Genomic DNA, 22,876 nt, shown 5'->3' with positions numbered 1-22,876 from the left:
ATCAACGCGGCGTGATCCAGCGGAACGTCAGGTTGATCCGCTCGCCCTTCACGCGCGCCATCTTCGGCAGCGCGTGCTGGTAGAAGCGCTGGGTCTGCCCCGCCATCACCAGCAGGTCGCCATGGCCAAGCAGATACTCCGCCTTTCGCGCCGGATCATCGCGCCGGCGCAGCAGGAAACGCCGCGGCGCGCCCAGGCTCAACGAGGCGATCACCGGGGCCGGCCCCAGTTCGGGCTCGTCGTCACTGTGCCAGCCCATGTAGTCGCCGCCGCCGCGATAGCGGTTCAGCAGCACGCTGTTGAAGCGGCCGAGGCCATCGTCCTGCAGGCGCTCGCGCATGCCCAGCAGTGACCGCGGCCACGGCTGCGGCACGAATTCCGCCCCCGAGTAGCGATAACGCGCCTGCGGGTCGCCAATCCAGCAGCTCAACCGTGGCGAATCCACCCAGTTGCCGAACATGCGGATGCGATGCACCTCCCACGGCACGCCGGCCTGCAGATCGCGCTGCAAGGCATCGGCCTCGGCGGGACACAGCCAGGCCTGGCGGTGCTGGACGTCGGCATCGGGAAGGTCGTGGGGGAACAGCATGGCGGCACAGTAGCACCTGGTGGATTTGCTGTTGCAGCGGCGATTGCCGGAAAATGAGGACAGTCCCGCTGCTGGCCCCGAACAATGCGCACTCTTTCCCTTGCCAGGCTTCATCGATGAGCGGTGCGGCGTCCGGAGTCCGGCAGCTCACCTTCTCGGTCCTGCGCACACTGTTCCGCGCCCTGCCGATGCCGGCGTCGCTGCGTGATCGGCTGCGCAACCGGGGCCTGGACCGTATTGGCAGCTGGAGTCCGCCTCCGCCGCGTGGTCGCATCGGCGCCACTGCCGACGGCATCCGTCCACTGCAGCGCGCCGATGAACGTGCGATCGGCTACGCCGCTGCGGAAGAGGCGCCCCTGCCGGCAGCACTGCCGGCGACATTGGTGGCCTTCTACCTGCCGCAGTTCCATCCGTTCGAAGAGAACGATGCCTGGTGGGGCAAGGGCTTCACCGAATGGCGCAACGTCAGCCGTGCCCTGCCGCAGTTCGAGGGACATGTGCAGCCGCGCCTGCCCGGTGACCTGGGCTTCTACGACCTTCGTGTTGGCGAGACGCTGCGCGCGCAGGCGCGGTTGGCGGCCGACCATGGCATCGGCGCATTCTGCTTCTATTTCTACTGGTTCAGTGGCCACACGCTGATGGAGCAGCCCCTGCGCCAGTGGCTGGCCGACAGCACGATTGAACTGCCGTTCTGCCTGTGCTGGGCCAACGAGAACTGGACCCGACGCTGGGATGGGCGCAACCAGGATGTACTGATCGGCCAACAGCACAGTGCCGGGGATGACCTGGCGTTCATCGCCCACGTTGCCGATTACCTGCGCGACCCCCGTGCATTGAAGGTCGAGGGACGACCGGTGCTGTTGCTGTACCGGCCGCAGTTGCTGCCCGATCCCAAGGCCACGGCGGCGCGCTGGCGTGGCTGGTGCCGCGACAACGGCATCGGCGAGATTCATCTGGCCTACGTGCAGAGTTTCGAACGCCCGGATCCGCGCGATATCGGCTTCGATGCCGCGGTGGAATTCCCACCGAACATTGCCGCCCCGCGCCAGCTGAGCACCACGCAGTTCCTGCTCAATCCCGAGTACGAAGGCGACGTGCGCGACTGGCGTGAACTGGCGGCACAGATGCGCCGTGCACCACTGGCGGACTATCCGTTGTATCCAGGCGTCAACCCGGGCTGGGACAACGAAGCACGCCGCCCGGGACGCGGCCGCGTGCTGCTGCATGCTTCGCCGCGTGGCTACAGCGACTGGTTGCACGACACGGTGCACCAGCGCCTGCGTGATGTAGCGCCCGCTCGGCGTCTGGTGTTCATCAATGCCTGGAACGAATGGGCGGAAAGCGCGGTTCTTGAACCGGATGCCCGTCTCGGCCATGCCTGGCTGCAGGCCACCCGGCGCGCGTTGGTCCCCTCGCAGGCCGCTCCGTCGCGTCCCTGCATCGTCATCCACGCGTGGTACCTGGATGCGCTGCCGGAGCTGTTGCAGGCGGTGAAGGACAGCGGGCTACAGGCACGCCTGGTCATCACCACCACAGGGGAGCGCCAGGCGCAGGTGCAGTCGATCATCGACGCGCAGGGCCTGACCGCTGAAATCTGGGTCTACGACAACCACGGCCGTGACATCCTGCCGTTCCTGCACGCAGCCGACCGGTTGCTGCAGCAGAACGAATCACTGGTGCTGAAGCTGCATACCAAGCGCTCCAGCCATCGCGACAACGGCGATCAGTGGCGGCGCGAGATGGTCCAAGCGCTGCTGGGCACTGCCCAGGCTGCTGCGAACCTGGCACATCTGCAGGCCGATCCACGTATCGGCCTGATGGCTCCAGCAGGCCACCTGCTGAACGTGGCCGACTACATCGGCGGCAATGCACTGCGCATGGAGCGGCTCTGGGCATTGCTGGGCCTGGACAGCGCACCCGGCGATGGACAGTTCGCGTCCGGCAGCATGTTCTGGGTACGCCTCCCGGCGCTGCGCCCCCTGCTCGATGCCCATCTACTGCCGAGCATGTTCGACACCGAAGCCGGGCAGATCGATGGCACGCTTGCGCATGCCATCGAACGTGCGACCGGAGCCGTCGTGTCCGCTGCCGGGTTCACCGTGGCCGACACCTCCGAGGTGGAAGGCGCTCCCCCGCGTGCTTCCTCCTCGGAATATGCTTACGCCCGAGGACGCTGAGGCCGCGGCCTCAGCTGCGCGCAAACGCCACGCCGGTCTTCTCCTTCAGCTCCTCGTCGCCCACACCCGGCGCCGCTTCCACCAGGACCAGACCGGCATCGGTGACGTCGAACACGGCCAGGTCGGTGATGATGCGGTCGACCACGCCGACGCCGGTCAGCGGCAGCGTGCATTCGGCCAGGATCTTGTGCTCGCCGTTCTTCGCGGTGTGTTCCATCAGCACCACCACGCGCTGCACGCCGGCCACCAGGTCCATCGCGCCGCCCATGCCCTTGACCATCTTGCCGGGCACCATCCAGTTGGCCAGGTCGCCCTTGTCGGTGACCTGCATGGCGCCGAGGATGGCCAGGTTGACGTGGCCGCCTCGGATCATCGCGAAGCTGTCATGGCTGCCGAAATAGCTGGCACCGGCACGCGCGGTGACGGTCTGCTTGCCGGCATTGATCAGGTCCGCGTCGACTTCGGCTTCGGTCGGGAACGGGCCGATGCCAAGCAGGCCATTTTCCGACTGCAGCCACACGTCCACGCCCTCGGGGATGTGGTTGGCGACCAGGGTCGGCAGGCCGATGCCCAAGTTCACGTAGGCGCCGTCAGTCAGTTCCAGAGCAGCGCGCGCTGCCATCTCGTCACGGGTCCACGCCATGTCAGTTGCCCTCCGCACGGATGGTGCGCTGTTCGATGCGTTTTTCAGGGTTCGCGTTGTGCACGATGCGGTGCACGTAGATGCCCGGCAGGTGCACCTGGTCCGGATCGATGTCGCCGACCGGCACCACCTCCTCCACCTCCACGATGCAGACCTTGCCGGCCATCGCGCAGGCCGGGTTGAAGTTGCGCGCGGTCTTGCGGAACACCAGGTTGCCGGCTTCGTCGGCCTTCCACGCCTTGACCAGCGCCACGTCGGCGCGCAGTGCGGTTTCCATCACGTAGTGCTTGCCGTCGAACTCGCGGGTTTCCTTGCCTTCGGCCACCACCGTGCCGTAGCCGGTGGCGGTGAAGAATGCCGGGATGCCTGCGCCACCGGCGCGCAGGCGCTCGGCCAGGGTGCCCTGCGGATTGAATTCGAGTTCCAGTTCGCCGGCCAGGAACTGCCGCTCGAACTCCTTGTTCTCGCCCACGTAGGACGAAATCATCTTCCTGATCTGCCGCGTCTCCAGCAGCTGGCCCAGGCCGAAGCCATCGACCCCCGCGTTGTTGGAGATCACGGTCAGGCCCTTTGCCCCGCTGTCGCGCAGCGCGGCGATCAGCGCCTCGGGAATGCCGCACAGGCCGAAGCCTCCGACAGCCAGGGTCTGGCCATCGGCGATGACGCCCTGAAGGGCCTCCGCCGCGCTGGCGAAGCGCTTGTTGCGCTTGCCGGTGGAAGTCACGTGTTCCATTTCTACAGCCCCACACGGGAAGAATGAGCGCATTCTAGCGCTACACCTGCCTACCGCTGGGATGCGCCGCAGCATGGCGCCACGGCGCGTTCCGACTCAGCGGGTGCGCGGCATCTTCGCCGCGACGCGATGTTCCAGCGCCAGCAGCACCGCAAACCCGAGCAACAGTGTTACCGGCATGCGGACACGGTCGACACTGGTGCGCAGGTGCCAGTCCAGGTCATGCGGTGTTCCGAGGTAGACCAGGAACAGCACCGCTGCGTACGCCAGCGCCACCAGCGCGGCGGCCGATGCCGCCGGAACCCGCAGCACCGGGCGCCAGAGCACCGCCAGCACCAGCAACGGCACCAGCACCCACACATCCAGCAGCAGGCGACCGACGATCGGCAGGGTACCGCCCTCGCTGCCAAGCCGCGCCAACAGCTGCGCCTTCATGTCACTTCCCGCCAGGTCATTGCCCACCCCTGCCTGCCCGACGGCCAGCTTCCATGCCGGCAATGGCAGCAGGGCCACAACCGCGGCCAGGAGGATGCGCCAGCCCAGACGGCGCTCACGCAGCACGCCTTCGCCCAGCACCACGGCCGTCAACAGAGCCGCAAGCACGGCGCCCTCGTTCTTCAACATCGACAGCACGGCCACCAGCAAGGTGAATGCGACCAGCTCACGACCACCACCATGCTCCCCGGACATGCGGTGACGCATCGCTGTCGCCACGGCAGCGACGGCGTAGACCGCCACCAGCGGATCCATGTAGCCGTTGATCAGCATGTCGCGCCCCAGGCGCAGCAGCAGCACTGCGAACAGCACTCCGCACCAGCGCCATCGGAAACTCGGGACGATCAGCAGCAGCGCCGGCAGCAGCAGCAGCGGTGCCACCGCCTTGGGCAGCAGTTCGTTCCAGTGCCCGGCCAAACCTGCTGCACAGGCCATCAACAACGGAACCAGCGCGGGATAGTCGTTGTGGCTCCACGGCGCGTAATCATCCAGCTGGGCGTACAACGTGCCCTCCAGGTAGATCCGCTTGGCATGGAAGAGCCAGATTGAACGCGGGTCCCAGCCATCGCTGGGGCTTCCCAGTGCGATCAACACCAGCACCAGAACGGCCAGGACCAGAGGTGCGGTACGCAGGTCACGCACGGCTGGCAGGGCGAGCAGCGCGCTGAGCACGACCGCGCCGAATGCCACCTGTACCGGCCAGCCCATCAGGCCCACGGCGGCCAGGCCGTAGCAGAAAAGAATGGAGACCAGCATGGCCAGCGCCGCACGGCGCCCTGGTTCAGCGGCAGTCAGCAAGAACGACATCTCCGCTCCTCCCCTGGACGTGGCACTGGTCAACCAGCGGATCACCGGCCCTAAGCAGGCGCTGCGGGGTATCGGTATCGCTGAACCGGACCGGATACAGCGCCTCCCACATGCGTTGCTGGATCAAGGGATCGTCCTTCAGCCCCTGCCCGAGCGAAAGCAGCGAAGGCGCGATCGGCTGCGCGCGTACCAGATCGCGTGCATCCACCACCTCACGTGGTACGGATGCGTCGAATCCCGCGTCCTCAGCGAAGGCCTGGCGCAGCAGCGACGTCTGATAGTCCGATCGCTTGGCGACCGATACGAGGGAAGCGGCCAACAGCAGCACCAGGACCCCGGCAATCGCCAGGTCCCGGCGCGTAGTGCGCAGGGGGGAAGAGGTGGAGGTCATGTCATCCATGAAACGTTTCAGGGAACCAACGGAAAAACCAATGCGCCAGCAGCACCCGGGCTATTGGCAACGGTAGTCGGACGGCATCCGGCTGTCGCGGAAAGGATCAGTGAGCGCATCGGTGTACTGCCCCATCAGCAGGCGGTGGGTCGGCAGCAGGTTCTGCCGGTAGAAGCGGCCGAACGATGCGAGGCGCTCGCCGCGCGCGGTCAACCGCACACAACCATCATGGATCTGCACGGTTCCGGACTGCAGCTGCTCGGTCAGGCGCACTTCCACCAGGTGATGCTCGCGGACGTACTCTTCAGTGAACACCTGGCGGAACGCGTCTTCGCGTATCCCACCACCACGCTGTTGCAGCTTCTCCAGGATGTAGAAGGACAGCGAGCGGTCGATGACGGTCGGGACCGAGATCGCGAACACATAGCCTCCCAGCAACCAGATGGCGGCCAGCTGGATCAGCTCGAGGCGGCTGAAATCCCTGAACCACTTCAACATGTACAGGCCAGCAAACACCACCACCGCTGCGATCACCGCGTCGAGGATGCTGGCATACAGCACCACGTTCACGCGGAACTGGCGCATGTGGACGTAGTAGACCAGCAGCAGGGCGGCAATGAATGCAAGGGTTGCCAGCGCGGCACGCAGATATTTGTTCATTTGAACACCAAGAACTTGTTGGCGACGAAGCTGACGGCCATCTGCATTCCGGTCGCCAGCACGAACCCTGCGCGGTAGTCCAGGCCCAATCGATCGGCCCAGACGTACATCACCAGCGCATGCAGGACGGCGATCGCGGCGTAGATCAGCAGGAACAGCGAACCCTGCCGTGCCAGGCTTCCCTGCCTGCCATGGAAAACGAAGTAGCGGCTGCCGAGGAACGACACGGTGATGCCGAAGACCGCTGCAATCGCGTTGGCCATCGCGGCCAGCGGGACGTGCAGCACCTCGATGTTGAAGTGCAGCACTCCATAGTGCACTGCGGTGGCGACCAGGCCATTGATCACGTAGCGGACGGCCTGTCCGCCCAGCGCATCCTTAGCCACTGCGGCGGCCGGCATGCAGGACCTCGTCGACGAATTCGCGATAGCTGCCCACGCTCATGACGCCACCGCCGCGCATCATCCCCGACAACATCAGGATGATCAGCGTCAGTGCCGCAGTCTGCAGGAACACCAGCACCAGAATGCCGAATGCCAGCGAGAACCAGCCCTGTGATGCAAAGCCCAGCATCTTCAGCCCGGTGGCGACGATGCCGCCGATGATCGACAGTGCCGCCACCAGGGTGCAGGCGATGCCCACGCGTACCAGCACATCCTCGGCAAACACCATCAGTGCACGGAATCCGTGCAGGGCCAGGCCGACGAAGTTCATCTTGCTGCGGCCGGCATAGCGCGGACCACGATCCAGCGCACAGGTCTGCACGCGCAGCTTCGAGCCCAGCACGCAGGCGGCAACGTGGATCCACAGCTCCTGCATCGATGCCAACCGGCGCACCGCCGGCATCTTCGCCGCCATGAAGTTGCCGAAGCTGATCTGGCGCCCGCTGAGCAGCGAGAACAGCAGCTTGTAGACGATGTAGAACGACTTGAACTTCAGCGATTCGACCCGGCTGCGACGGCTGGCCACCACCACGTCGACATCGGCCGAATCCAGGCCCGCCACCAGCTCGGTGATGCTCTCCGGCGTATCCTCGCCATCGGAATCCATCACCACGACAATGTCATTGCCATCGAAGTGCTCGGCCACATAGCCCAGGCCGATGGCGATCGCACGCTGATGCCCGACATTGCGACGCAGGCGGATCACCACGCCCTCCAGCCCCGAAGCCTCAATGGCGCTGATCGGCAATGGCTGCCGCACCGAGCCGTCGTCCACGGCCACCACATAGGTGTCCGGACCCTGGGTGCGGGCGAGCTCGACGAACAGCTTCGAGGAGGCTTCCAGGTCCTCGTAGACCGGCATCACCACGATCTTGCGCATCGTCGCCACCTCAGGCCTGCAAGCGATGGCGGAAATAGGCGATGGTCTCCTTCAGGCCGTCCTCCAGGCCGACCTTGGGCTCCCAGCCCAGATCCGCTTTGGCCAGGCTGATATCCGGCTGGCGTTGGCGTGGATCATCCGAGGGCAGCGGGCGGTACTCGATCTTCGACGCGCCGCCGACCAGGCGGAGCACGGTCTCGGCCAGTTCCAGCATGGTGTACTCGGACGGATTGCCGATATTGATCGGACCGGTGAGATCAGCCGGTGAGTCCATCAGCCGCAACATGCCTTCGATCAGGTCATCGACATAGCAGAAGCTGCGCGTCTGGCTGCCATCGCCATAGATGGTGATCGGCTCGCCCTTCAGCGCCTGCACGATGAAGTTGCTGACCACCCGGCCGTCATTGGGATGCATGCGCGGGCCATACGTGTTGAAGATGCGCATGACCTTGATTTCCAGCTGGTGCTGGCGCCAGTAGTCGAAGAACAGCGTTTCGGCGCAACGCTTGCCCTCGTCATAGCAGCTGCGGATGCCGATCGGGTTGACCCGGCCCCAGTAGCCTTCCACCTGCGGGTGGATTTCCGGATCGCCATACACCTCGCTGGTGCTGGCCTGCAGGATACGCGCGCGCAGGCGCTTGGCCAGGCCGAGCATGTTGATTGCGCCATGCACGCTGGTCTTGGTGGTCTGCACCGGGTCCTGCTGGTAGTGGATCGGTGACGCCGGGCAGGCCAGGTTGAAGATCCGGTCCACTTCCACATAGAGCGGGAACGTCACGTCATGGCGCATGAGCTCGAACCGTGGGTGGCCCAGCAGCCCATCCACGTTCGCCTTGCTGCCGGTGTAGAAGTTGTCCACGCAGAGGACGTCATGGCCGCCCGCGATGAGCCGATCGCACAGATGCGACCCGAGGAAGCCCGCGCCACCGGTCACCAGCACGCGTTTCTGATCGTGAGTGAATTTCAAAGCAAACCTCGATCCTTCTGGAACAGCAGGCCAATCGGCGATGGCCACTCGGGCCATGTCCTCGGTCGTCAGCGCGCAATTGTATGCGAACTGCCTGCTGGCCATGGCCCATCGACGGGGAATCGGCCGGCCCCACTCCCATGCCAACGCTACTGGCCGGGCGCCCCTGGCTCACCGGCCGTTTGCAGACCCTCCCGCTATAATCGGGTTTCTCTATCCGGATGGACTGGTTCGATGCCCCTGCCCGCCTTCAAGGCCTATGACATCCGTGGCCGCGTGCCCGAGGAACTGAACGAAGACCTGGCCCGCCGCATCGGTGTGGCACTGGCCGCCCAGCTCGCACCGGGCCCGGTGGTGCTGGGCCATGACGTGCGCCTGACCAGCCCGGCGCTGCAGGACGCGCTGGCGGCAGGCCTGCGCGGCACCGGCCGGGAAGTGATCGACATCGGCCTGTGCGGCACCGAGGAGGTCTATTTCCAGACCGACCACCTGGGTGCGGCCGGCGGCGTGATGGTCACCGCCAGCCACAACCCGATGGATTACAACGGCATGAAGCTGGTCAAGGAGAACGCACGGCCGATCAGTTCCGACACCGGCCTGTTCGCGATCTCCGATGCGGTCGCCGCCGACACCGCCAAGGCCCAGCCGCCGCGTGCCGGCCAGGTCGCCCGGCATGACAAGAGCGCCTACATCCAGCACCTGCTGAGCTATGTCGATGCCGGCAAGCTGAAGCCGCTGAAGCTGGTGGTCAATGCCGGCAACGGCGGCGCAGGCGCTATCGTCGACCTGCTGGCGCCGCACCTGCCGTTCGAGTTCATCCGCATCTGCCACGCGCCGGACGGCAGCTTCCCCAACGGCATTCCCAACCCGCTGCTGCCGGAGAACCGTGCCGCCACGGCCGATGCGGTGCGCGAGCATGGCGCCGACTTCGGCATTGCATGGGACGGCGACTTCGACCGCTGCTTCTTCTTCGATCATTCCGGCCGCTTCATCGAGGGCTACTACCTGGTCGGCCTTCTGGCCAAGGCGATCCTGGCGCGCAATCCGGGCGGCAAGATCGTGCACGACCCGCGCCTGGTCTGGAACACGGTGGACATGGTCGAGCAGGCCGGCGGTGTTGCGGTGCAGTGCAAGAGCGGGCATGCGTTCATCAAGGAAAAGATGCGGGCCGAGGATGCCGTGTATGGCGGCGAGATGAGCGCCCATCACTACTTCCGCGAATTCGCCTACGCCGACTCCGGGATGATTCCGTGGCTGCTGATCGCCCAGCTGGTCTCCGAAAGTGGCCGTTCGCTGGCCGACTGGGTGGAAGACCGGATGGCCGCCTATCCGTGCAGCGGCGAGATCAACTTCAAGGTGGACGATGCCAAGGCCGCAGTGGCGCGGGTGATGGAGCATTTCGCGGCACAGTCGCCGGCACTGGACCATACCGATGGCATCAGCGCGGATTTCGGCAACTGGCGCTTCAACCTGCGCAGCTCCAACACCGAACCGCTGCTGCGCCTGAACGTCGAATCGCGTGGTGACGCTGCATTGATGCAGGCGCGCACCGACGACATCTCCCGCCTGATCCAGTCGTAACCGAGGCCCGCATGAGCAGCATCCAGCCCGTCATCCTTTCCGGCGGCTCCGGAACCCGCCTGTGGCCGCTGTCGCGCGAGGCGTATCCGAAGCAGTTCCTGCCGCTGGCGGGCGAGCTGACGATGCTGCAGGCCACCTGGCAGCGCGTCGCCCCGCTTGCGGCGCGTGGCCCGCTGGTGATCGCCAACGAAGAGCACCGTTTCGTCGCTGCCGAGCAGTTGCAGCAGGTCGGGGCCGAGCCGGCCGCGATCATCCTGGAACCGGTGGGCCGCAACACTGCACCGGCGATTGCCGTAGCCGCGTTGGAAGCCACCCGTGACGGTGCCGACGCGCTGCTGCTGGTGCTGCCCTCCGACCATGTAATCACCGACGAGGCGGCGTTCCGCAGTGCGGTACAGGCCGCTGCCGGTGCCGCCGAGGCCGGCAAGCTGGTGACCTTCGGCATCGTGCCGACCGGCCCGGAAACCGGATACGGCTACATCAAGGCGGCCGATGGGCAGGGCCTGCGCGCCGTCGAGCGCTTCGTCGAGAAGCCCGATCTGGAGACGGCCTCGGGCTATGTCGCCAGCGGCCAGTACTACTGGAACAGCGGCATGTTCCTGTTCAAGGCGTCGCGCTACCTGCAGGAGCTGGAACGTTTCCAGCCGGAAATGCTGGCCAGCAGCCGCCAGGCCTGGCAGCAGGCTCGCCGCGATGCCGACTTCACCCGCCTGGACAAGGACGCCTTCACCGCCGTGCCCTCGGACTCGATCGACTACGCGGTGATGGAAAAGACCGCCGATGCAGTGGTGATCCCGCTCGATGCCGGCTGGAACGATGTCGGCTCGTGGACCGCACTGCGCGATGTCTCGCAGCAGGACGGCGACGGCAATGCCCACCAGGGTGATGTGATCGCCATCGATTGCCGCAACACCTATGCCTATGCACAACGCCTGGTGGCGCTGGTCGGGCTGGACGATGTGGTGGTGGTGGAAACCGACGATGCCGTGCTGGTCGGCAAGGCCGACCGCATGCAGGACGTCAAGACGGTAGTCGCGCAACTCAAGGCCGAAGGCCGCAGCGAGGCCACCTGGCATCGCAAGGTCTATCGCCCGTGGGGTGCCTACGATTCGATCGACAACGGCGAGCGCTTTCAGGTCAAGCGGATCACGGTCAAGCCCGGCGGCACGCTGAGCCTGCAGATGCACCACCATCGCGCCGAGCACTGGATCGTGGTCAGCGGCACCGCCGAGGTGACCCGTGGCGATGAAGTGATCCTGCTCAGCGAGAACCAGAGCACCTACATTCCACTGGGCGTGACCCATCGCCTGCGCAACCCGGGCAAGCTGCCGCTGGAACTGATTGAAGTGCAGTCAGGCAGTTATCTGGGCGAGGATGACATCGTGCGGTTCGAGGATACGTACGGGCGCACCGGGAACTGAGTTGGAAATTCCATGGCGGCCCCGTCCGGTCCGCCACGACGAACGATCAACAGGGTCGCTGTGTGGGCTGCCGCCCCTATACTTGCCCAATTGAAGCAATGTGGGACTACAGTGAACAGGCTACCTGCCCTTGCGGCCCAGGCTCGCGCACGCCTGCTGAAGATGCACTTCCAGACCCGGTCCGGTCATGTGGGTGGCAACCTTTCCTGTCTGGATGCGCTGATCGCGCTGCATCACGGCGTGATGCAGGAAGATGATCGGTTTGTCCTTTCCAAGGGCCATTCCGCAGGCGCGCTGTACGTCACACTTTGGAGCCTGGGTCGACTGAGCGACGCGGATCTGGACACGTTCAGCCAGGATGACAGCCTGCTGCCTGGCCACCCCAGCGGTAGTGGCATTCCCGGCCTGATGTTCTCCACGGGCTCGCTTGGCCACGGCCCCTCGCTTGCGGCCGGCCTGGCCCTGGCTGCACGCCACCAGGGGTCGTCGCGGCGGGTGTACTGCCTGTGCTCGGACGGGGAATGGCAGGAAGGCAGCTGCTGGGAAGCACTGTCGTTCGCCGTTCACCATCGCCTGGACAACCTGACCCTGCTGATTGACCAGAACGGCCTTCAGGGGTTCGGCAGCACGCAGGATGTCGTTTCCTGCCCGGACCTGGGCCCCCGTCTGCAGGCGTTCGGTGCCCAGGTGCAGCGCGCCAACGGCCATGATCCCGATGCCCTGGCACAGATCCTCCACCAACCGGCCGCCGGTGCCCCCACTGTGCTGGTGCTGGATACGGTGAAGGGCCTTGGCACCCATTATGCCGGCCTGCTGGAATCCCATTACCTGCCGTTGGCGGAAGCCGAGTACGAACAGGCAATTGCATTCGGGAGCGATGCAGCACGATGAGAAAGGCCTTTGCCGCCGCAGTCATTGCCCACTGCGCAACCCCACAGCATTTCTTCCTCACCGGTGACCTCGGGTTCATGGCACTGGAAGAGGTCCAGGCCGTGTTCGGCAACCGTTTCATCAATGCTGGCGTTGCCGAGCAGAACATGATCGGTGTTGCCGCCGGTCTTGCCCGCGAAGGCAACACGGTTTTCGCCTACAGCATCGCCCCCTTCTGCTACGCGCGGCCGTTCGAGCAGATCCGCAACGATGTATGCCTGCCCGGTCTGCCTGTCTGCCTCGTGGGCAACGGCGGTGGGTTCGCCTATGGGCACATGGGGCCGACCCATCATGCACTGGAGGACTGCGCGGCGATGATGGCGCTGGGCATGGACGTCAAGGTGCCCGTTTTCGACGAGGATCTACCAGCCCTGCTGCAAGACCTGCACCGCCCTACCTACCTGCGGCTGGGCTATGACGCCCGTCCTTCGGGACACCCGGTACCTGCCTACGCCCCATGGCGCCAGCTGCTGCCCGGCGAGCGCGGGGTAATGGCTGCACTTGGGCCGATGGCCGGGGTTGCCTGGTCGGCATTGGCGGAGCTGCCGATGGCCGCCCGGCCAGCGGTATGGGCGGTGGCCGAACCAGACGTACGGCAGCTGCCGGATGCGATGATCGCCCAGCTGCGCGGCGGGCCACTGTATGTCGTCGAAGAGCACGTGCGCGAGGGAGGTCTCGGCATGTCGCTGGCTGCTGCCGTGCTGACCGGCGGCCATGCCGTCGGCCCGTTCATCCATCGCCATGCCCTGCGCTATCCATCCGGCCGATTCGGTTCACAGCAGTTCCATCGCCACGAGTGTGGCCTGGATGCTGAATCGCTGCACGCGATGGTGAGGGAGCAGACCGCATGAGTCTGGAAAGAATGATCGCCGCGCTGGAAGGACCGGTCCTGGTGATCGGTGCCAGCGGATTCATCGGTGCCAATCTGCTGCGCAGCTGCCTTGCGCAGCGCAGCGACGTGGTGGGCACCGTGTTTTCCGGTGACTCCTGGCGCCTGCAGGGCATACCAGCAGCCAACCTGGCTTTCCTCAACCTCAACGATCCAGCCTCGGTCGCCACGGTGCTGCGCAAGGTCGCGCCACGAACCATCTTCGACTGCTCTTCGTTCGGCGCCTACGCCTTCGAGGATGATGCACAGCGCATCCATGCTACCAACTACAGCAGCTTCATCAGTCTGCTGGAACAAGCCAGGTCCCTGCCACTGGCGGCCTATATCCGCGCCGGCTCGTCCTCGGAATACGGACTCAATGCATCCGGTCCGGCCGAGGACGCGCCCCTGCTGCCCAACAGCCACTATGCGGTGAGCAAGGCCGCCTGCAGCCAGGCCGTCAGTTACTACGGCAAGGTCCTTCACCAACCGATCGTCAACCTGCGACTGTATTCGGTCTATGGCCCCTATGAAGACAGTTCGCGTCTGATACCCAACCTGTGCGCACACATCGCCCGTGGCGAGCTGCCGATGTTTGCCCGCCCCGACGTATCGCGCGACTTCATCCACGTCGACGACGTCGTCGCCGCCTTCGTGACGGCGGCGGCCCGGATGTCGCCAGCAATTGCCGGCGAGTCCTTCAACATCGGCACTGGAAACCCGACTCGGCTGGACGCGCTGGCCGCCCAGGCAGTCTCCCAGTTCGGCCTGGCCGCAACGCCGGAGTTCAGCACTTCGGCAGGGCGAGCCTGGGATCTCAGCGATTGGTATGCCAACCCGTCAAAGGCAGCCCGCATACTCGGCTGGCAGGCCCGGATCACCCTCGAAGATGGGTTGCGCCGCAGCGTGGACTGGTGGCGTGATCAACTGGGCCACAGCATTTTTGGCGAACTGACCAAGAAGGCCCCCCGGCAGGCCGAACGCAATTCGGTATCGGCGGTGATCGCCTGCTACCGGGATGCCCAGGCCATTCCGGTGATGCACCAGCGACTGACCGAGGTTTTCCAGCGCCTGGCCGTCGACTACGAGATCATCTTCGTCAATGACTGCTCGCCGGACGATTCGGCTGACGTCATCCGGCGCATCAGTGCCGAGGACCCCCATGTCATCGGCATTACCCATTCGCGCAACTTCGGCTCGCAGGCTGCATTCCGCAGCGGCATGGAGTATGCCAGCAAGGAATCATGTGTCCTGCTGGATGGCGACCTGCAGGACCCACCGGAGCTGATCGAGGACTTTGTCCGCGAATGGCGTGCCGGTGCGGAAGTTGTCTACGGCAGGCGCGTGAAGCGTGATATGCCGGTGATGCTCGAAGCCTGTTACCGCGCGTTCTACCGCGTGTTCGCAGCGATGAGCGAGGTCCCCATTCCGAAGGATGCCGGCGATTTCTCGCTGCTGGACCGTTCGGTGGTGTACTGGATGCTGCAGTGCAAAGAGCGTGACGCATTCCTGCGTGGCCTACGCGCCTTCGTCGGATTCCGCCAGGTCGGTGTTGACTACGTACGCCCTGACCGGATGTTCGGCACCAGCACCAACAACTGGATCCGTAATATCGGCTGGGCCAAGAAGGGCATCTTCTCGTTCTCGCGCATTCCGTTGCACCTGCTGACTGCGTTCGGCGGCATCGCCTGCGTGCTCACCATACTGCTTGCCGTGTTCAGTATCGGCGTACGCGTACTGCACCCGGAGCTGGCTCCGCGCGGGGTGACATTCGTGGCATTGCTGGTGATGTTCTTCGGCTCGGCCAGCATCCTTGGCATCGGCCTGCTCGGCGAGTACATCGGCAAGATCTTCGAGGAAACCAAGGCACGTCCGGCCTTCATCCGCCGCAACCTGATCGTCCATGGTGAAGTCAGGGTGCTGACCCCCGGAAATGAATCATGAGCACACCCATTGATTTCGACCACGTACGGGACCGCCCGTGCCCCGGCTGCGGCGCCCGCGACGCGGTTCCCTTCGCCGACGAAAAACTGGATCCGGCGCGGGTCAACGATTTCACATACGCATCGCGCAAGGATCCGGAGTTCATGTGCCTGTGGCTGGTGCGCTGCCTGCGCTGCGACCTGGTATTCGCTCCGCGCCCGCCCAGCCATGACTTCCTGTCGCAGGCCTATGCGGATGCCGCCTACGATTCCACTCCGGAAGCTGCAGCCGCGGCGGCCAGTTACGCGCGCGCCCTGGCGCCGCACCTGCAACAGCTTGCGCACCGGCGCGGCGCGGTTGACGTAGGTGCCGGCAGCGGCCCGCTGCTGCCCTATCTCCAGCACGCTGGCTTCTCTCCTGTCATCGGCGTCGAGCCGTCACGTGCAGCAATTGATGCCGCACCGGCAGCTGTAAGGCCCATGCTGGTCGAAGCCATGTTCGATCCGGACCTTCTGGCCGACCAGTCCATTTCGCTGGTGTGTTCGTTCATGACCCTGGAGCATGTCGCCGAACCGGGGGACTTGGTTCGCTCGGCGCACACCCTCCTGCAACCGGGCGGCAAACTGGCGGTGGTCGTCCACAACTGGCGCGCGCCGCTGAACCGTCTACTGGGGCTGCGTTCTCCCATCATCGATGTCGAGCATCTGCAGTTGTTCAGCGACCGCTCGGTTGCCGCGCTGCTTGAATCCAACGGCTTCCAGCTGGTGCGCGTGGACTCGATCCGCAATGCCTATCCGCTGCGTTACTGGGTCCGCCTGACGCCGCTACCCGGTGGCGTGAAGTCACTTCTGCTCAGGTGCCTTGAGCGTATCGGCCTGGCCGGGATGATGATTCCGCTCAGAGTCGGCAACATCATGGCTGTCGGCACCAAACCTGCGAGTACTCCTGCATGAAATCCTCCCAACACCCGCGGGTGAAGAAAAACGTCGCCCAGTTCGATGACGACGTCCGTGCGACCGGCTCCTACCGCTATACCACCGATCGCCTGTCCTCCAACCTGGCCAACGCGCGCATCAGCAGCGCGGTTGCTGCCGCTTTCCCGTTCCAGGGCAAGCGTGTACTCGACCTGGGATGTGGCGATGGCTCCTATACGCTGGAGTTCCCGGGCATGGGTGCAGCCCATGCACTGGGAGTCGATCCCGCTGCCGTCGCGATCGAGGCTGCCCAGGCGCGCGCGGCCACGCATGGACTTGCCTCCCGGGTCGAATTTGCCGTCGGCAACATCTATGACATCGGTGCAGTGCTCGAGGAAGGACGCTTCGACTGCATCGTGCTGCGGGGCGTACTGCATCACCTCCCCGATCCCGCCGGTGCCATCGCCGGCCTGGCGGGCTTCAAGGGAAGCATCGTGGTGGTGGAGCCGAACGGGCTCAATCCGGTGCTGAAGCTGCTGGAACGCTTCTCCCGCTATCACATCGAGCATGAAGAGCGCTCGTTCACCCCCTGGGCGATCCGCGGTTGGCTGCGTGCCGCTGGTTTCAACAGGATCAGCACCTCCACGATCAACCTCGTACCCTTCTTCTGCCCCGACGCAGCCGCGCGTGGCCTGCGCGTCCTGGAGCCTCTGGTCGAGCACCTGCCTTTCGCCCGTGACATCGCCTGCGGCCAGAACGTGATGCTGGCGCAGCGATGAGCCATGCGGCACGCAATCGCTCTGCCCTGGCGGCCATGATCCTGTTCATGACCGCCGCCCAGGTCGCGTTCAAGTACGCCGGCCTGCGTTCCTCAGGCGAAAGCGGAATCACCGTGCATACGCTGCTCAATCCCTGGCTGCACGCTGGTCTTGCTGCTTCTGCGCTGGGGTTTGTCTGCTGGTTCATCACGCTGCGTGCGATGCCTCTTTCAGCCGCCTATCCGTGGACGGCGCTGATCTACCTGCTTACGCCACTGGCCGCCGCTGGCCTTTTCGGCGAAGTCCTGCCACCAGGCTTCCTGCTCGGGGTTGCACTGATCGTGATCGGCCTGTTCATCATCAACGGGGTCAATGGCAAACATGACACCCGCTGAGCTCTCCCTCGGACTAACCTCCGTCTGCGCCAGCACCCTGTCACAGCTGGCAATGAAGGCCGCTGCCCGCACCCACAGGCGAGGAGGAAAGTGCCTGCTTCTGATGTTCGCTGTCGGATTGCAGCTGGCTTCTGTCCTGCTGGTGATCGTACTGCTGCGTACACTGCCGCTATCGATGCTGGTGGTGTTCGCCGCCCTGGCCTACCTCACGGTTCCCGTGCTGTGTGCCTCCCTCTTCAACGAACGTTTGACCCCGCGCTTCTGGTTGGGCGCGAGTCTGGTCTGCGCCGGTGTCGTCCTCGCGAGCCTGCACTGATGGAACACGCACGTCCCTCCTTCCGCCTCCCTGTCGGGCTGTCCTGGCTGGTGATCGTGGCGCTGACCATCGCCCTGCCGCGTCTGCTGCTGCTGCGTTCACCACCGGCCACCGACGAAGGCTACATGGCCTATTTCGCGATGAAGGCGCACCTGCTGCTGGGGGGCCCAGGGCAGCTTCCCGAAGATGGGCCGCTGATGCTCTATCCCATCCTGCTGTCGTGGATCAATGCCCTGCCGGGCGAATCATTGCTGATGCTCCGCCTGGCCGATCTGCTGGTCGCCTGCGTGGCCGGCCTGTTGCTGCTGGCCATGATCGCCCGCGAATCCGGAAGCCGCGGCTGGGGACCGTTGCTGCTGGGCATGCCGTTCCTGATCGGCATGAACCATACCGAGTTCATCCAGTATGGTTTCAAGAACAGCTATCAGGCCGCCTTCATACCGCTGTTCGCCGCCATATTGCTGTGGCAGCGCATGGACACCGCGTCCTCCCGCAGATGGTTGCTGATGGGAACGCTGCTCGCGCTGGGCGTGCTGCTGCGCGAGACGCTGGCGCCGTTCGCCGTGCTCGCAGTCGCCGCGGCCTGGATCGGTCACGGCCACCGCCAGGCCTGGGCCATGTGTGCCGGCGGCGCAGCATTGGCGCTCCCCCTGCTGGCGCTTGACGTCGCACTACGTGGAGATCCGACCAGCCTGCTGGACGCTTATCGGGGCTCCGGCGCGGTCTATTCGGCCCAGCCGCAGACGCTGGACCTGTTCATGCTGGCAGCCCGCCGCAGCGTCGCGGCGGTGCCTGTCCCATGTGCACTGTCAGTCATGGCTACGGTTGTACTGCTGGCTGTGGTGGTCACACGCAGGGATCGCCAGCTGTTGTCACGGTCACTGTTCTGGTTCGCATGCGCGCTGCTGCCGCTGATCGAACCTGCCACGAAGGCCGGTTTCCCCTATCACTTTGCAGTGATGCTGCCGGCCATGGCGATGCTCTGCGCACTGGCATGGCGGGTCTTGCTGCCAGCCGGCCCGAAGCGCACCTGGCTGACCATCGGCGTGCTTGCCGCCGGCGAAGCAATCCTGTTGGGACCACCGGTGATCGCGCAGGTAAAGGAAAGCCGCCAAGCGGTGGCCGAGGTTCGTCAACTGGTCCGGCACAGTTGGCCTGCCGACCAGGTCGAGCAGTCCAACTACCTGCTGGCCGCACGCATGCTGCGTGATGCCGCACCGCCTGGCGCCTCTGCCAGCATCAGCGGCTTCATGTTCAGCGTGTATCCGCTGTCCGGGCGCCTGCCACCGTCGGGTGAACTGAGCAACCTCAGCGCGCGGATCATCCAGCTCGATCTGGATCCGGTACGGCTCGCGAAGGAGCTCGTGACCTGCTCTCCCGACCTGGTGTTGACCACCACGCGCACAGACTGGCCTGGGGCTCCGGAGCTCGAGCAGGCCGTCGCGATGTCTTCGTTATACGAGCGGATCGGCGTTCTTCCAGCTGATCCGGCCAAGCACTACGGCATCTTTGGCGGCACGCTGTACCGGCGGATCAAGCCCGGCGGCCACCACTGCGTGTATTGAGATTCAGCGCTGCAGTGGTCGCAGTCGCCGCATCACCGCGTGCAACCCCTGGCGCCAGTCAGGCAGCCGGATCCCCAGCGCGTCCTGCAGGCCACGGTTGTCGAGCACCGACCACGCCGGTCGCCGGGCTGGCGTGGGGTAATCGGCAGAGGTGATCTCCTCGACAACCGGCACCCGTTCCAGCACGCCCAGCGCCAGTGCTTCGGCAAAGATCGCTTCCGCGAATCCGTACCAACTGGTCTGGCCGTTCGCCGTCAGGTGCCAAGTGCCCGACAAGGACGGTGATCGCTGCAGCGCCATTGCGGTGACGTCCGCGATCAGCGCGGCCGGCGTTGGTGTGCCGATCTGGTCGGCCACCACCCGCAACGCATCGCGCTCGGCACCCACGCGCAGCATGGTGCGCAGGAAATTCGCGCCGTGCGAGGCATAGACCCAGGCCGTGCGGAAGATCAGGTGGCGACCACCGGCCGCGCGTACGGCCTCCTCGCCATCTCGCTTGCTGGTGCCATATACACCCAGCGGTGCGGTCGGCTCGTCCTCGCGGTAGGGCGCGGTGCCCTGGCCATCGAACACGTAGTCTGTGGAGTAATGCACGAATGGCACGCCTTGTGCCGCGCACCAGCGCGCGATCACACCCGGAGCCTGCGCATTGGCGGCAAAGGCCGCGTCGACCTCCTGTTCGGCACGGTCGACCGCAGTGTAGGCAGCAGCATTCACCACAACCGACGGCTGCAGCCGGTCCAGCAGCGCCGGCAGGCTGTCAGGCTGGCCGAAGTCGGCCACTTCGCAGGCGCTGCCGTCAGGCAACTGGCCACTTCGCGTAGTCGCCACCACCGTACCCAGCGGTGTCAACGCGCGCAGCAGTTCCTGACCGACCTGGCCGTTGCCGCCAAACACCAGTACCGTCATGGCATGTAGACCGGCAGGTGGTCTTCGGCAATGTCCTTCAGGAAAGGAGCGTTCTCGTCCTTGGCCGACAGCGTCGGTGCACTGACCGGCCAGTCCACGGCAATGTCGGCATCGTTCCAGCGCACGCCGGCGTCGAAGTCCTTCAGGTAGACCTCGGTGCACAGGTAGCTGAACACCGCCCGCTCGGACAACACCGCAAAGCCGTGCGCAAAGCCTTCCGGAATCCAGAACTGCTTCTTGTTCTCCGCACTCAGCACCACCGCTTCCCACTGGCCGAAAGTCGGCGAGCCGCGACGAATGTCCACGGCGACGTCGTAGACCTCGCCCTCCAGCACCGACACCAGCTTGCCCTGCGGACGCGGCCACTGGTAATGCAGGCCACGCAGCACGGCCTGCGCGGACGTCGACACGTTGCTCTGCACGAAACGGTCCGGCAGGCCCAGCGCGGCGAAGCGCTCGGCGTTCCAGGTTTCGAAGAAGTAACCGCGGGCATCGCCGAACACGGCCGGTTCGATCACTACGCAACTGGGCAACCTGGTTTCAATCACTTTCACGGAACAACTCCACGCAGCGCGAGTTTGTGCAGGTACTGGCCATAGCCATTCTTGATCAGCGGCGCGGCCAATGCTTCCAGCTGCTCGGCAGTGATCCAGCCCTTGCCGAAGGCGATTTCTTCCGGACAGCAGACCTGCAGGCCCTGGCGGGTCTGGATGGTCTCGATGAAATTGGAGGCTTCCAGCAACGATTGGTGGGTGCCGGTATCCAGCCATGCGTAGCCGCGCCCCAAGGGTTCAAGGTGCAGGCTGCCCTGCTGCAGGTATCTGCGGTTGAGATCGGTGATTTCCAGCTCGCCCCGCGCGGAGGGCTTCAGCTCGGCAGCGTAATCGCTGGCGTTGCCGTCATAGAAGTACAGGCCGGTCACCGCATAGTTCGAACGCGGATTGGTCGGTTTCTCGACGAGGTCAATGACCTTGCCATCGCCGTCGAACTCGGCCACGCCATAGCGCTCGGGATCGTTGACCCAATAGCCGAACACCGTGGCGCCCTGATCCCGGGCATCAGCGCGCCGCAGCATTTCACTCAGCCCATGACCGTGGAAGATGTTGTCACCCAGCACCAGGCAGCTCGGCTTGCCGGCCACGAAATCGCGACCGATCAGGTAGGCCTGCGCCAGCCCATCCGGGCTCGGCTGCACCGCGTACTGGATGTCCATCCCCCACTGCGAACCGTCGCCCAGCAGCTGCTGGAACAGGGCCTGCTCGTGCGGGGTATTGATGATGAGCACTTCACGGATACCCGACAGCATCAGCACGCTGAGCGGGTAATAGATCATCGGCTTGTCGTATACCGGCAGCAGCTGCTTGCTGACGCCCTTGGTGATCGGATACAGCCGGGTGCCGGAACCGCCGGCGAGGATGATGCCCTTGCGCTGGGACATAAGATCTCCTGGGTTCAGGCCGCCGTGCCGATGCGCTGCAGCCTGTAGCTGCCGTCGAGCACACCGTTGACCCATTCCTGGTTGCCCAGGTACCAGTCCACGGTAAAGGTGATGCCCTGCTCGAAGGTGTAGGCCGGTTCCCAGCCCAGGTCGTTCTTCAGCTTGGAGGCATCGATCGCATAGCGGCGGTCATGGCCGGGGCGGTCGGTGACGTAGGTGATCTGGCTGCTGCGCGGCTGGCCGTCCGCGCGCGGGCGGCGCTGGTCCAGCAGTGCGCAGATGGCCTGTACCACTTCGATGTTCTGCTTTTCCGAGTTGCCGCCCACGTTGTAGGTCTCGCCGACCTGGCCCTTGGCCAGCACGGTGCGGATCGCTTCACAGTGGTCGGACACGAACAGCCAGTCACGCACCTGCCTGCCATCGCCGTACACGGGCAACGGCTCGCCAGCCAGCGCCTTGGCGATCACCAGCGGGATCAGCTTCTCGGGGAAGTGGTACGGGCCGTAATTGTTCGAGCAGTTGGTGGTCAGCACCGGCAACCCGTACGTGTGATGGAACGCGCGCACCAAGTGGTCCGAGGCAGCCTTGGACGCCGAGTACGGCGAATTCGGGGCGTACGGCGTGGTTTCGCTGAACTTGCCGGTCTCGCCCAGGGTGCCGTACACCTCGTCGGTGGACACGTGCAGGAAGCGGAACGCCGCGCCCTGCTCGGCCGGCAGCGCCTTCCAGTAATCGCGCACGGCTTCCAGCAGGCCCAGGGTGCCGACCACATTGGTCTGGATGAACGCCCCCGGGCCGTCGATGGAGCGGTCGACATGGCTCTCGGCGGCGAAGTTCAGCACCGCGTCCGGCTGGTGCTCGGCCAGTAGCCGGCTGACCAGGGCCCGGTCACCGATATCGCCCTGCACGAACAGATGGTTGGGATCCCCCTCCACGCTGGACAAGGTCTTCAGGTTGCCGGCATAGGTGAGCACATCGAGGTTGACGACCTTGATGCCGCGGGCGACGGCTTCGAGAACGAAGTTTCCGCCAATGAATCCGGCGCCGCCGGTGACGAGCCAAGTGGGCACAGC

Annotated in this window: 24 protein-coding genes; 11 read left to right on the top strand and 13 right to left on the bottom strand. The window is 65.1% G+C overall.

Translation table 11 applies throughout. The features are described from left to right. Window position 1: 1 nt before the first annotated feature. Window positions 2–589 (bottom strand): alpha-ketoglutarate-dependent dioxygenase AlkB family protein, encoded by a 588-nt coding sequence (locus tag ACZK4H_RS02665; protein ID WP_099551401.1) that lies wholly within the window; start codon window positions 587–589, stop codon window positions 2–4. Window positions 590–705: 116 nt separating this feature from the next. Between ACZK4H_RS02665 and ACZK4H_RS02660 the strand changes: the two genes are divergently transcribed. Continuing rightward, window positions 706–2,766: a glycoside hydrolase family 99-like domain-containing protein gene (locus ACZK4H_RS02660; protein ID WP_099551402.1), complete on the top strand. Its 2,061-nt coding sequence runs from the start codon at window positions 706–708 to the stop codon at window positions 2,764–2,766. A 10-nt stretch (window positions 2,767–2,776) separates the two neighbouring features. Here the strand turns inward: ACZK4H_RS02660 and ACZK4H_RS02655 are convergent, their stop codons facing one another. From ACZK4H_RS02655 to ACZK4H_RS02620, 8 genes are all read right to left on the bottom strand, one after another. Continuing rightward, window positions 2,777–3,409 carry a CoA transferase subunit B gene (locus tag ACZK4H_RS02655; protein WP_099551403.1) on the bottom strand — a complete coding sequence of 211 codons (633 nt, stop codon included), beginning with the start codon at window positions 3,407–3,409 and terminating at the stop codon, window positions 2,777–2,779. A gap of 1 nt (window position 3,410) precedes the next feature. Then, entirely contained in the window at window positions 3,411–4,142 is a 732-nt protein-coding gene (locus ACZK4H_RS02650; RefSeq protein WP_099551404.1) for a CoA transferase subunit A, read from the bottom strand. Between the two features lie 96 nt (window positions 4,143–4,238). Next, window positions 4,239–5,444 (bottom strand): hypothetical protein, encoded by a 1,206-nt coding sequence (locus tag ACZK4H_RS02645; RefSeq protein WP_099551405.1) that lies wholly within the window; start codon window positions 5,442–5,444, stop codon window positions 4,239–4,241. After that, window positions 5,419–5,844, bottom strand: coding sequence for a hypothetical protein (locus ACZK4H_RS02640; protein WP_099551406.1), 426 nt, complete (start codon window positions 5,842–5,844; stop codon window positions 5,419–5,421). Before ACZK4H_RS02640 ends, ACZK4H_RS02645 begins: the two co-directional genes overlap by 26 nt. Window positions 5,845–5,895: 51 nt before the next feature. Further along, entirely contained in the window at window positions 5,896–6,495 is a 600-nt protein-coding gene (locus ACZK4H_RS02635) for a hypothetical protein (RefSeq protein ID WP_099551407.1), read from the bottom strand. Continuing rightward, window positions 6,492–6,896: a GtrA family protein gene (locus ACZK4H_RS02630; RefSeq protein WP_099551408.1), complete on the bottom strand. Its 405-nt coding sequence runs from the start codon at window positions 6,894–6,896 to the stop codon at window positions 6,492–6,494. The genes ACZK4H_RS02635 and ACZK4H_RS02630 overlap by 4 nt, the downstream gene beginning before the upstream one ends. After that, window positions 6,874–7,818: a glycosyltransferase gene (locus ACZK4H_RS02625; protein WP_099551409.1), complete on the bottom strand. Its 945-nt coding sequence runs from the start codon at window positions 7,816–7,818 to the stop codon at window positions 6,874–6,876. Before ACZK4H_RS02625 ends, ACZK4H_RS02630 begins: the two co-directional genes overlap by 23 nt. Before the next feature lie 10 nt (window positions 7,819–7,828). Continuing rightward, a complete protein-coding gene (locus ACZK4H_RS02620) occupies window positions 7,829–8,785 on the bottom strand; it encodes a UDP-glucuronic acid decarboxylase family protein (protein ID WP_099527084.1) in 957 nt (318 codons plus the stop codon). A gap of 234 nt (window positions 8,786–9,019) precedes the next feature. Here ACZK4H_RS02620 and ACZK4H_RS02615 point away from each other — a divergent pair, with 234 nt between their 5' ends. The 10 genes from ACZK4H_RS02615 (at window position 9,020) to ACZK4H_RS02570 (ending at window position 19,456) form a co-directional block, all read left to right on the top strand. Next, on the top strand, window positions 9,020–10,366 hold the full coding sequence (locus ACZK4H_RS02615) for a phosphohexomutase domain-containing protein (RefSeq protein WP_099551410.1): 1,347 nt from the start codon (window positions 9,020–9,022) through the stop codon (window positions 10,364–10,366). 11 nt (window positions 10,367–10,377) lie between these two features. Continuing rightward, window positions 10,378–11,787 carry a mannose-1-phosphate guanylyltransferase/mannose-6-phosphate isomerase gene (locus ACZK4H_RS02610; protein ID WP_099551411.1) on the top strand — a complete coding sequence of 470 codons (1,410 nt, stop codon included), beginning with the start codon at window positions 10,378–10,380 and terminating at the stop codon, window positions 11,785–11,787. A gap of 12 nt (window positions 11,788–11,799) precedes the next feature. Continuing rightward, entirely contained in the window at window positions 11,800–12,678 is an 879-nt protein-coding gene (locus ACZK4H_RS02605) for a 1-deoxy-D-xylulose-5-phosphate synthase N-terminal domain-containing protein (protein ID WP_099551412.1), read from the top strand. Then, the gene (locus ACZK4H_RS02600; protein ID WP_099551413.1) at window positions 12,675–13,568 is read left to right on the top strand and encodes a transketolase family protein; all 894 of its coding nucleotides are present in this window, start codon (window positions 12,675–12,677) and stop codon (window positions 13,566–13,568) included. Before ACZK4H_RS02605 ends, ACZK4H_RS02600 begins: the two co-directional genes overlap by 4 nt. Continuing rightward, window positions 13,565–15,529, top strand: coding sequence for an NAD-dependent epimerase/dehydratase family protein (locus tag ACZK4H_RS02595; protein ID WP_099551414.1), 1,965 nt, complete (start codon window positions 13,565–13,567; stop codon window positions 15,527–15,529). Before ACZK4H_RS02600 ends, ACZK4H_RS02595 begins: the two co-directional genes overlap by 4 nt. Beyond that, entirely contained in the window at window positions 15,526–16,461 is a 936-nt protein-coding gene (locus ACZK4H_RS02590; protein ID WP_099551415.1) for a class I SAM-dependent methyltransferase, read from the top strand. Before ACZK4H_RS02595 ends, ACZK4H_RS02590 begins: the two co-directional genes overlap by 4 nt. After that, entirely contained in the window at window positions 16,458–17,201 is a 744-nt protein-coding gene (locus ACZK4H_RS02585; RefSeq protein ID WP_099551416.1) for a class I SAM-dependent methyltransferase, read from the top strand. Before ACZK4H_RS02590 ends, ACZK4H_RS02585 begins: the two co-directional genes overlap by 4 nt. After that, window positions 17,198–17,575 (top strand): DMT family transporter, encoded by a 378-nt coding sequence (locus ACZK4H_RS02580; RefSeq protein WP_099551417.1) that lies wholly within the window; start codon window positions 17,198–17,200, stop codon window positions 17,573–17,575. Before ACZK4H_RS02585 ends, ACZK4H_RS02580 begins: the two co-directional genes overlap by 4 nt. A gap of 52 nt (window positions 17,576–17,627) precedes the next feature. Continuing rightward, entirely contained in the window at window positions 17,628–17,891 is a 264-nt protein-coding gene (locus tag ACZK4H_RS02575) for a hypothetical protein (protein WP_143567565.1), read from the top strand. Window positions 17,892–18,016: 125 nt separating this feature from the next. Beyond that, window positions 18,017–19,456: a hypothetical protein gene (locus tag ACZK4H_RS02570; RefSeq protein ID WP_143567567.1), complete on the top strand. Its 1,440-nt coding sequence runs from the start codon at window positions 18,017–18,019 to the stop codon at window positions 19,454–19,456. Between the two features lie 3 nt (window positions 19,457–19,459). Here ACZK4H_RS02570 and rfbD read toward each other — a convergent pair whose 3' ends face one another. Genes rfbD through rfbB form a run of 4 tightly spaced genes read right to left on the bottom strand, consistent with a single transcriptional unit; the run spans window position 19,460 to window position 22,873 of the window. Continuing rightward, window positions 19,460–20,365, bottom strand: a complete 906-nt coding sequence (gene rfbD, locus ACZK4H_RS02565) for a dTDP-4-dehydrorhamnose reductase (protein ID WP_099551420.1) — start codon at window positions 20,363–20,365, stop codon at window positions 19,460–19,462. Continuing rightward, a complete protein-coding gene (gene rfbC, locus ACZK4H_RS02560) occupies window positions 20,362–20,919 on the bottom strand; it encodes a dTDP-4-dehydrorhamnose 3,5-epimerase (protein ID WP_099551421.1) in 558 nt (185 codons plus the stop codon). Before rfbC ends, rfbD begins: the two co-directional genes overlap by 4 nt. Further along, window positions 20,916–21,803, bottom strand: coding sequence for a glucose-1-phosphate thymidylyltransferase RfbA (gene rfbA / locus ACZK4H_RS02555; RefSeq protein ID WP_099551422.1), 888 nt, complete (start codon window positions 21,801–21,803; stop codon window positions 20,916–20,918). The genes rfbC and rfbA overlap by 4 nt, the downstream gene beginning before the upstream one ends. 14 nt (window positions 21,804–21,817) lie before the next feature. Further along, the gene (gene rfbB, locus ACZK4H_RS02550; protein ID WP_099551423.1) at window positions 21,818–22,873 is read right to left on the bottom strand and encodes a dTDP-glucose 4,6-dehydratase; all 1,056 of its coding nucleotides are present in this window, start codon (window positions 22,871–22,873) and stop codon (window positions 21,818–21,820) included. Window positions 22,874–22,876 lie beyond the last annotated feature (3 nt).

Source organism: Stenotrophomonas sp. 78350_Sma, assembly GCF_056482105.1.
This window is presented reverse-complemented; position numbering and strand designations above follow the sequence as displayed.

Coding starts and splice junctions, on each gene's coding strand:
- ACZK4H_RS02665 (WP_099551401.1), bottom strand. CDS start 589: ATGCTGTTCCCCCACGACCTTCCCGATGCCGACGTCCAGCACCGCCAG.
- ACZK4H_RS02660 (WP_099551402.1), top strand. CDS start 706: ATGAGCGGTGCGGCGTCCGGAGTCCGGCAGCTCACCTTCTCGGTCCTG.
- ACZK4H_RS02585 (WP_099551416.1), top strand. CDS start 16,458: ATGAAATCCTCCCAACACCCGCGGGTGAAGAAAAACGTCGCCCAGTTC.
- ACZK4H_RS02600 (WP_099551413.1), top strand. CDS start 12,675: ATGAGAAAGGCCTTTGCCGCCGCAGTCATTGCCCACTGCGCAACCCCA.
- ACZK4H_RS02570 (WP_143567567.1), top strand. CDS start 18,017: ATGGCCTATTTCGCGATGAAGGCGCACCTGCTGCTGGGGGGCCCAGGG.
- ACZK4H_RS02640 (WP_099551406.1), bottom strand. CDS start 5,844: ATGGATGACATGACCTCCACCTCTTCCCCCCTGCGCACTACGCGCCGG.
- ACZK4H_RS02615 (WP_099551410.1), top strand. CDS start 9,020: ATGCCCCTGCCCGCCTTCAAGGCCTATGACATCCGTGGCCGCGTGCCC.
- ACZK4H_RS02625 (WP_099551409.1), bottom strand. CDS start 7,818: ATGCGCAAGATCGTGGTGATGCCGGTCTACGAGGACCTGGAAGCCTCC.
- ACZK4H_RS02630 (WP_099551408.1), bottom strand. CDS start 6,896: ATGCCGGCCGCCGCAGTGGCTAAGGATGCGCTGGGCGGACAGGCCGTC.
- ACZK4H_RS02650 (WP_099551404.1), bottom strand. CDS start 4,142: ATGGAACACGTGACTTCCACCGGCAAGCGCAACAAGCGCTTCGCCAGC.
- ACZK4H_RS02635 (WP_099551407.1), bottom strand. CDS start 6,495: ATGAACAAATATCTGCGTGCCGCGCTGGCAACCCTTGCATTCATTGCC.
- ACZK4H_RS02580 (WP_099551417.1), top strand. CDS start 17,198: ATGAGCCATGCGGCACGCAATCGCTCTGCCCTGGCGGCCATGATCCTG.
- ACZK4H_RS02590 (WP_099551415.1), top strand. CDS start 15,526: ATGAGCACACCCATTGATTTCGACCACGTACGGGACCGCCCGTGCCCC.
- rfbA (WP_099551422.1), bottom strand. CDS start 21,803: ATGTCCCAGCGCAAGGGCATCATCCTCGCCGGCGGTTCCGGCACCCGG.
- ACZK4H_RS02605 (WP_099551412.1), top strand. CDS start 11,800: ATGGCGGCCCCGTCCGGTCCGCCACGACGAACGATCAACAGGGTCGCT.
- ACZK4H_RS02655 (WP_099551403.1), bottom strand. CDS start 3,409: ATGGCGTGGACCCGTGACGAGATGGCAGCGCGCGCTGCTCTGGAACTG.
- ACZK4H_RS02575 (WP_143567565.1), top strand. CDS start 17,628: ATGAAGGCCGCTGCCCGCACCCACAGGCGAGGAGGAAAGTGCCTGCTT.
- rfbD (WP_099551420.1), bottom strand. CDS start 20,365: ATGACGGTACTGGTGTTTGGCGGCAACGGCCAGGTCGGTCAGGAACTG.
- ACZK4H_RS02645 (WP_099551405.1), bottom strand. CDS start 5,444: ATGTCGTTCTTGCTGACTGCCGCTGAACCAGGGCGCCGTGCGGCGCTG.
- ACZK4H_RS02595 (WP_099551414.1), top strand. CDS start 13,565: ATGAGTCTGGAAAGAATGATCGCCGCGCTGGAAGGACCGGTCCTGGTG.
- ACZK4H_RS02610 (WP_099551411.1), top strand. CDS start 10,378: ATGAGCAGCATCCAGCCCGTCATCCTTTCCGGCGGCTCCGGAACCCGC.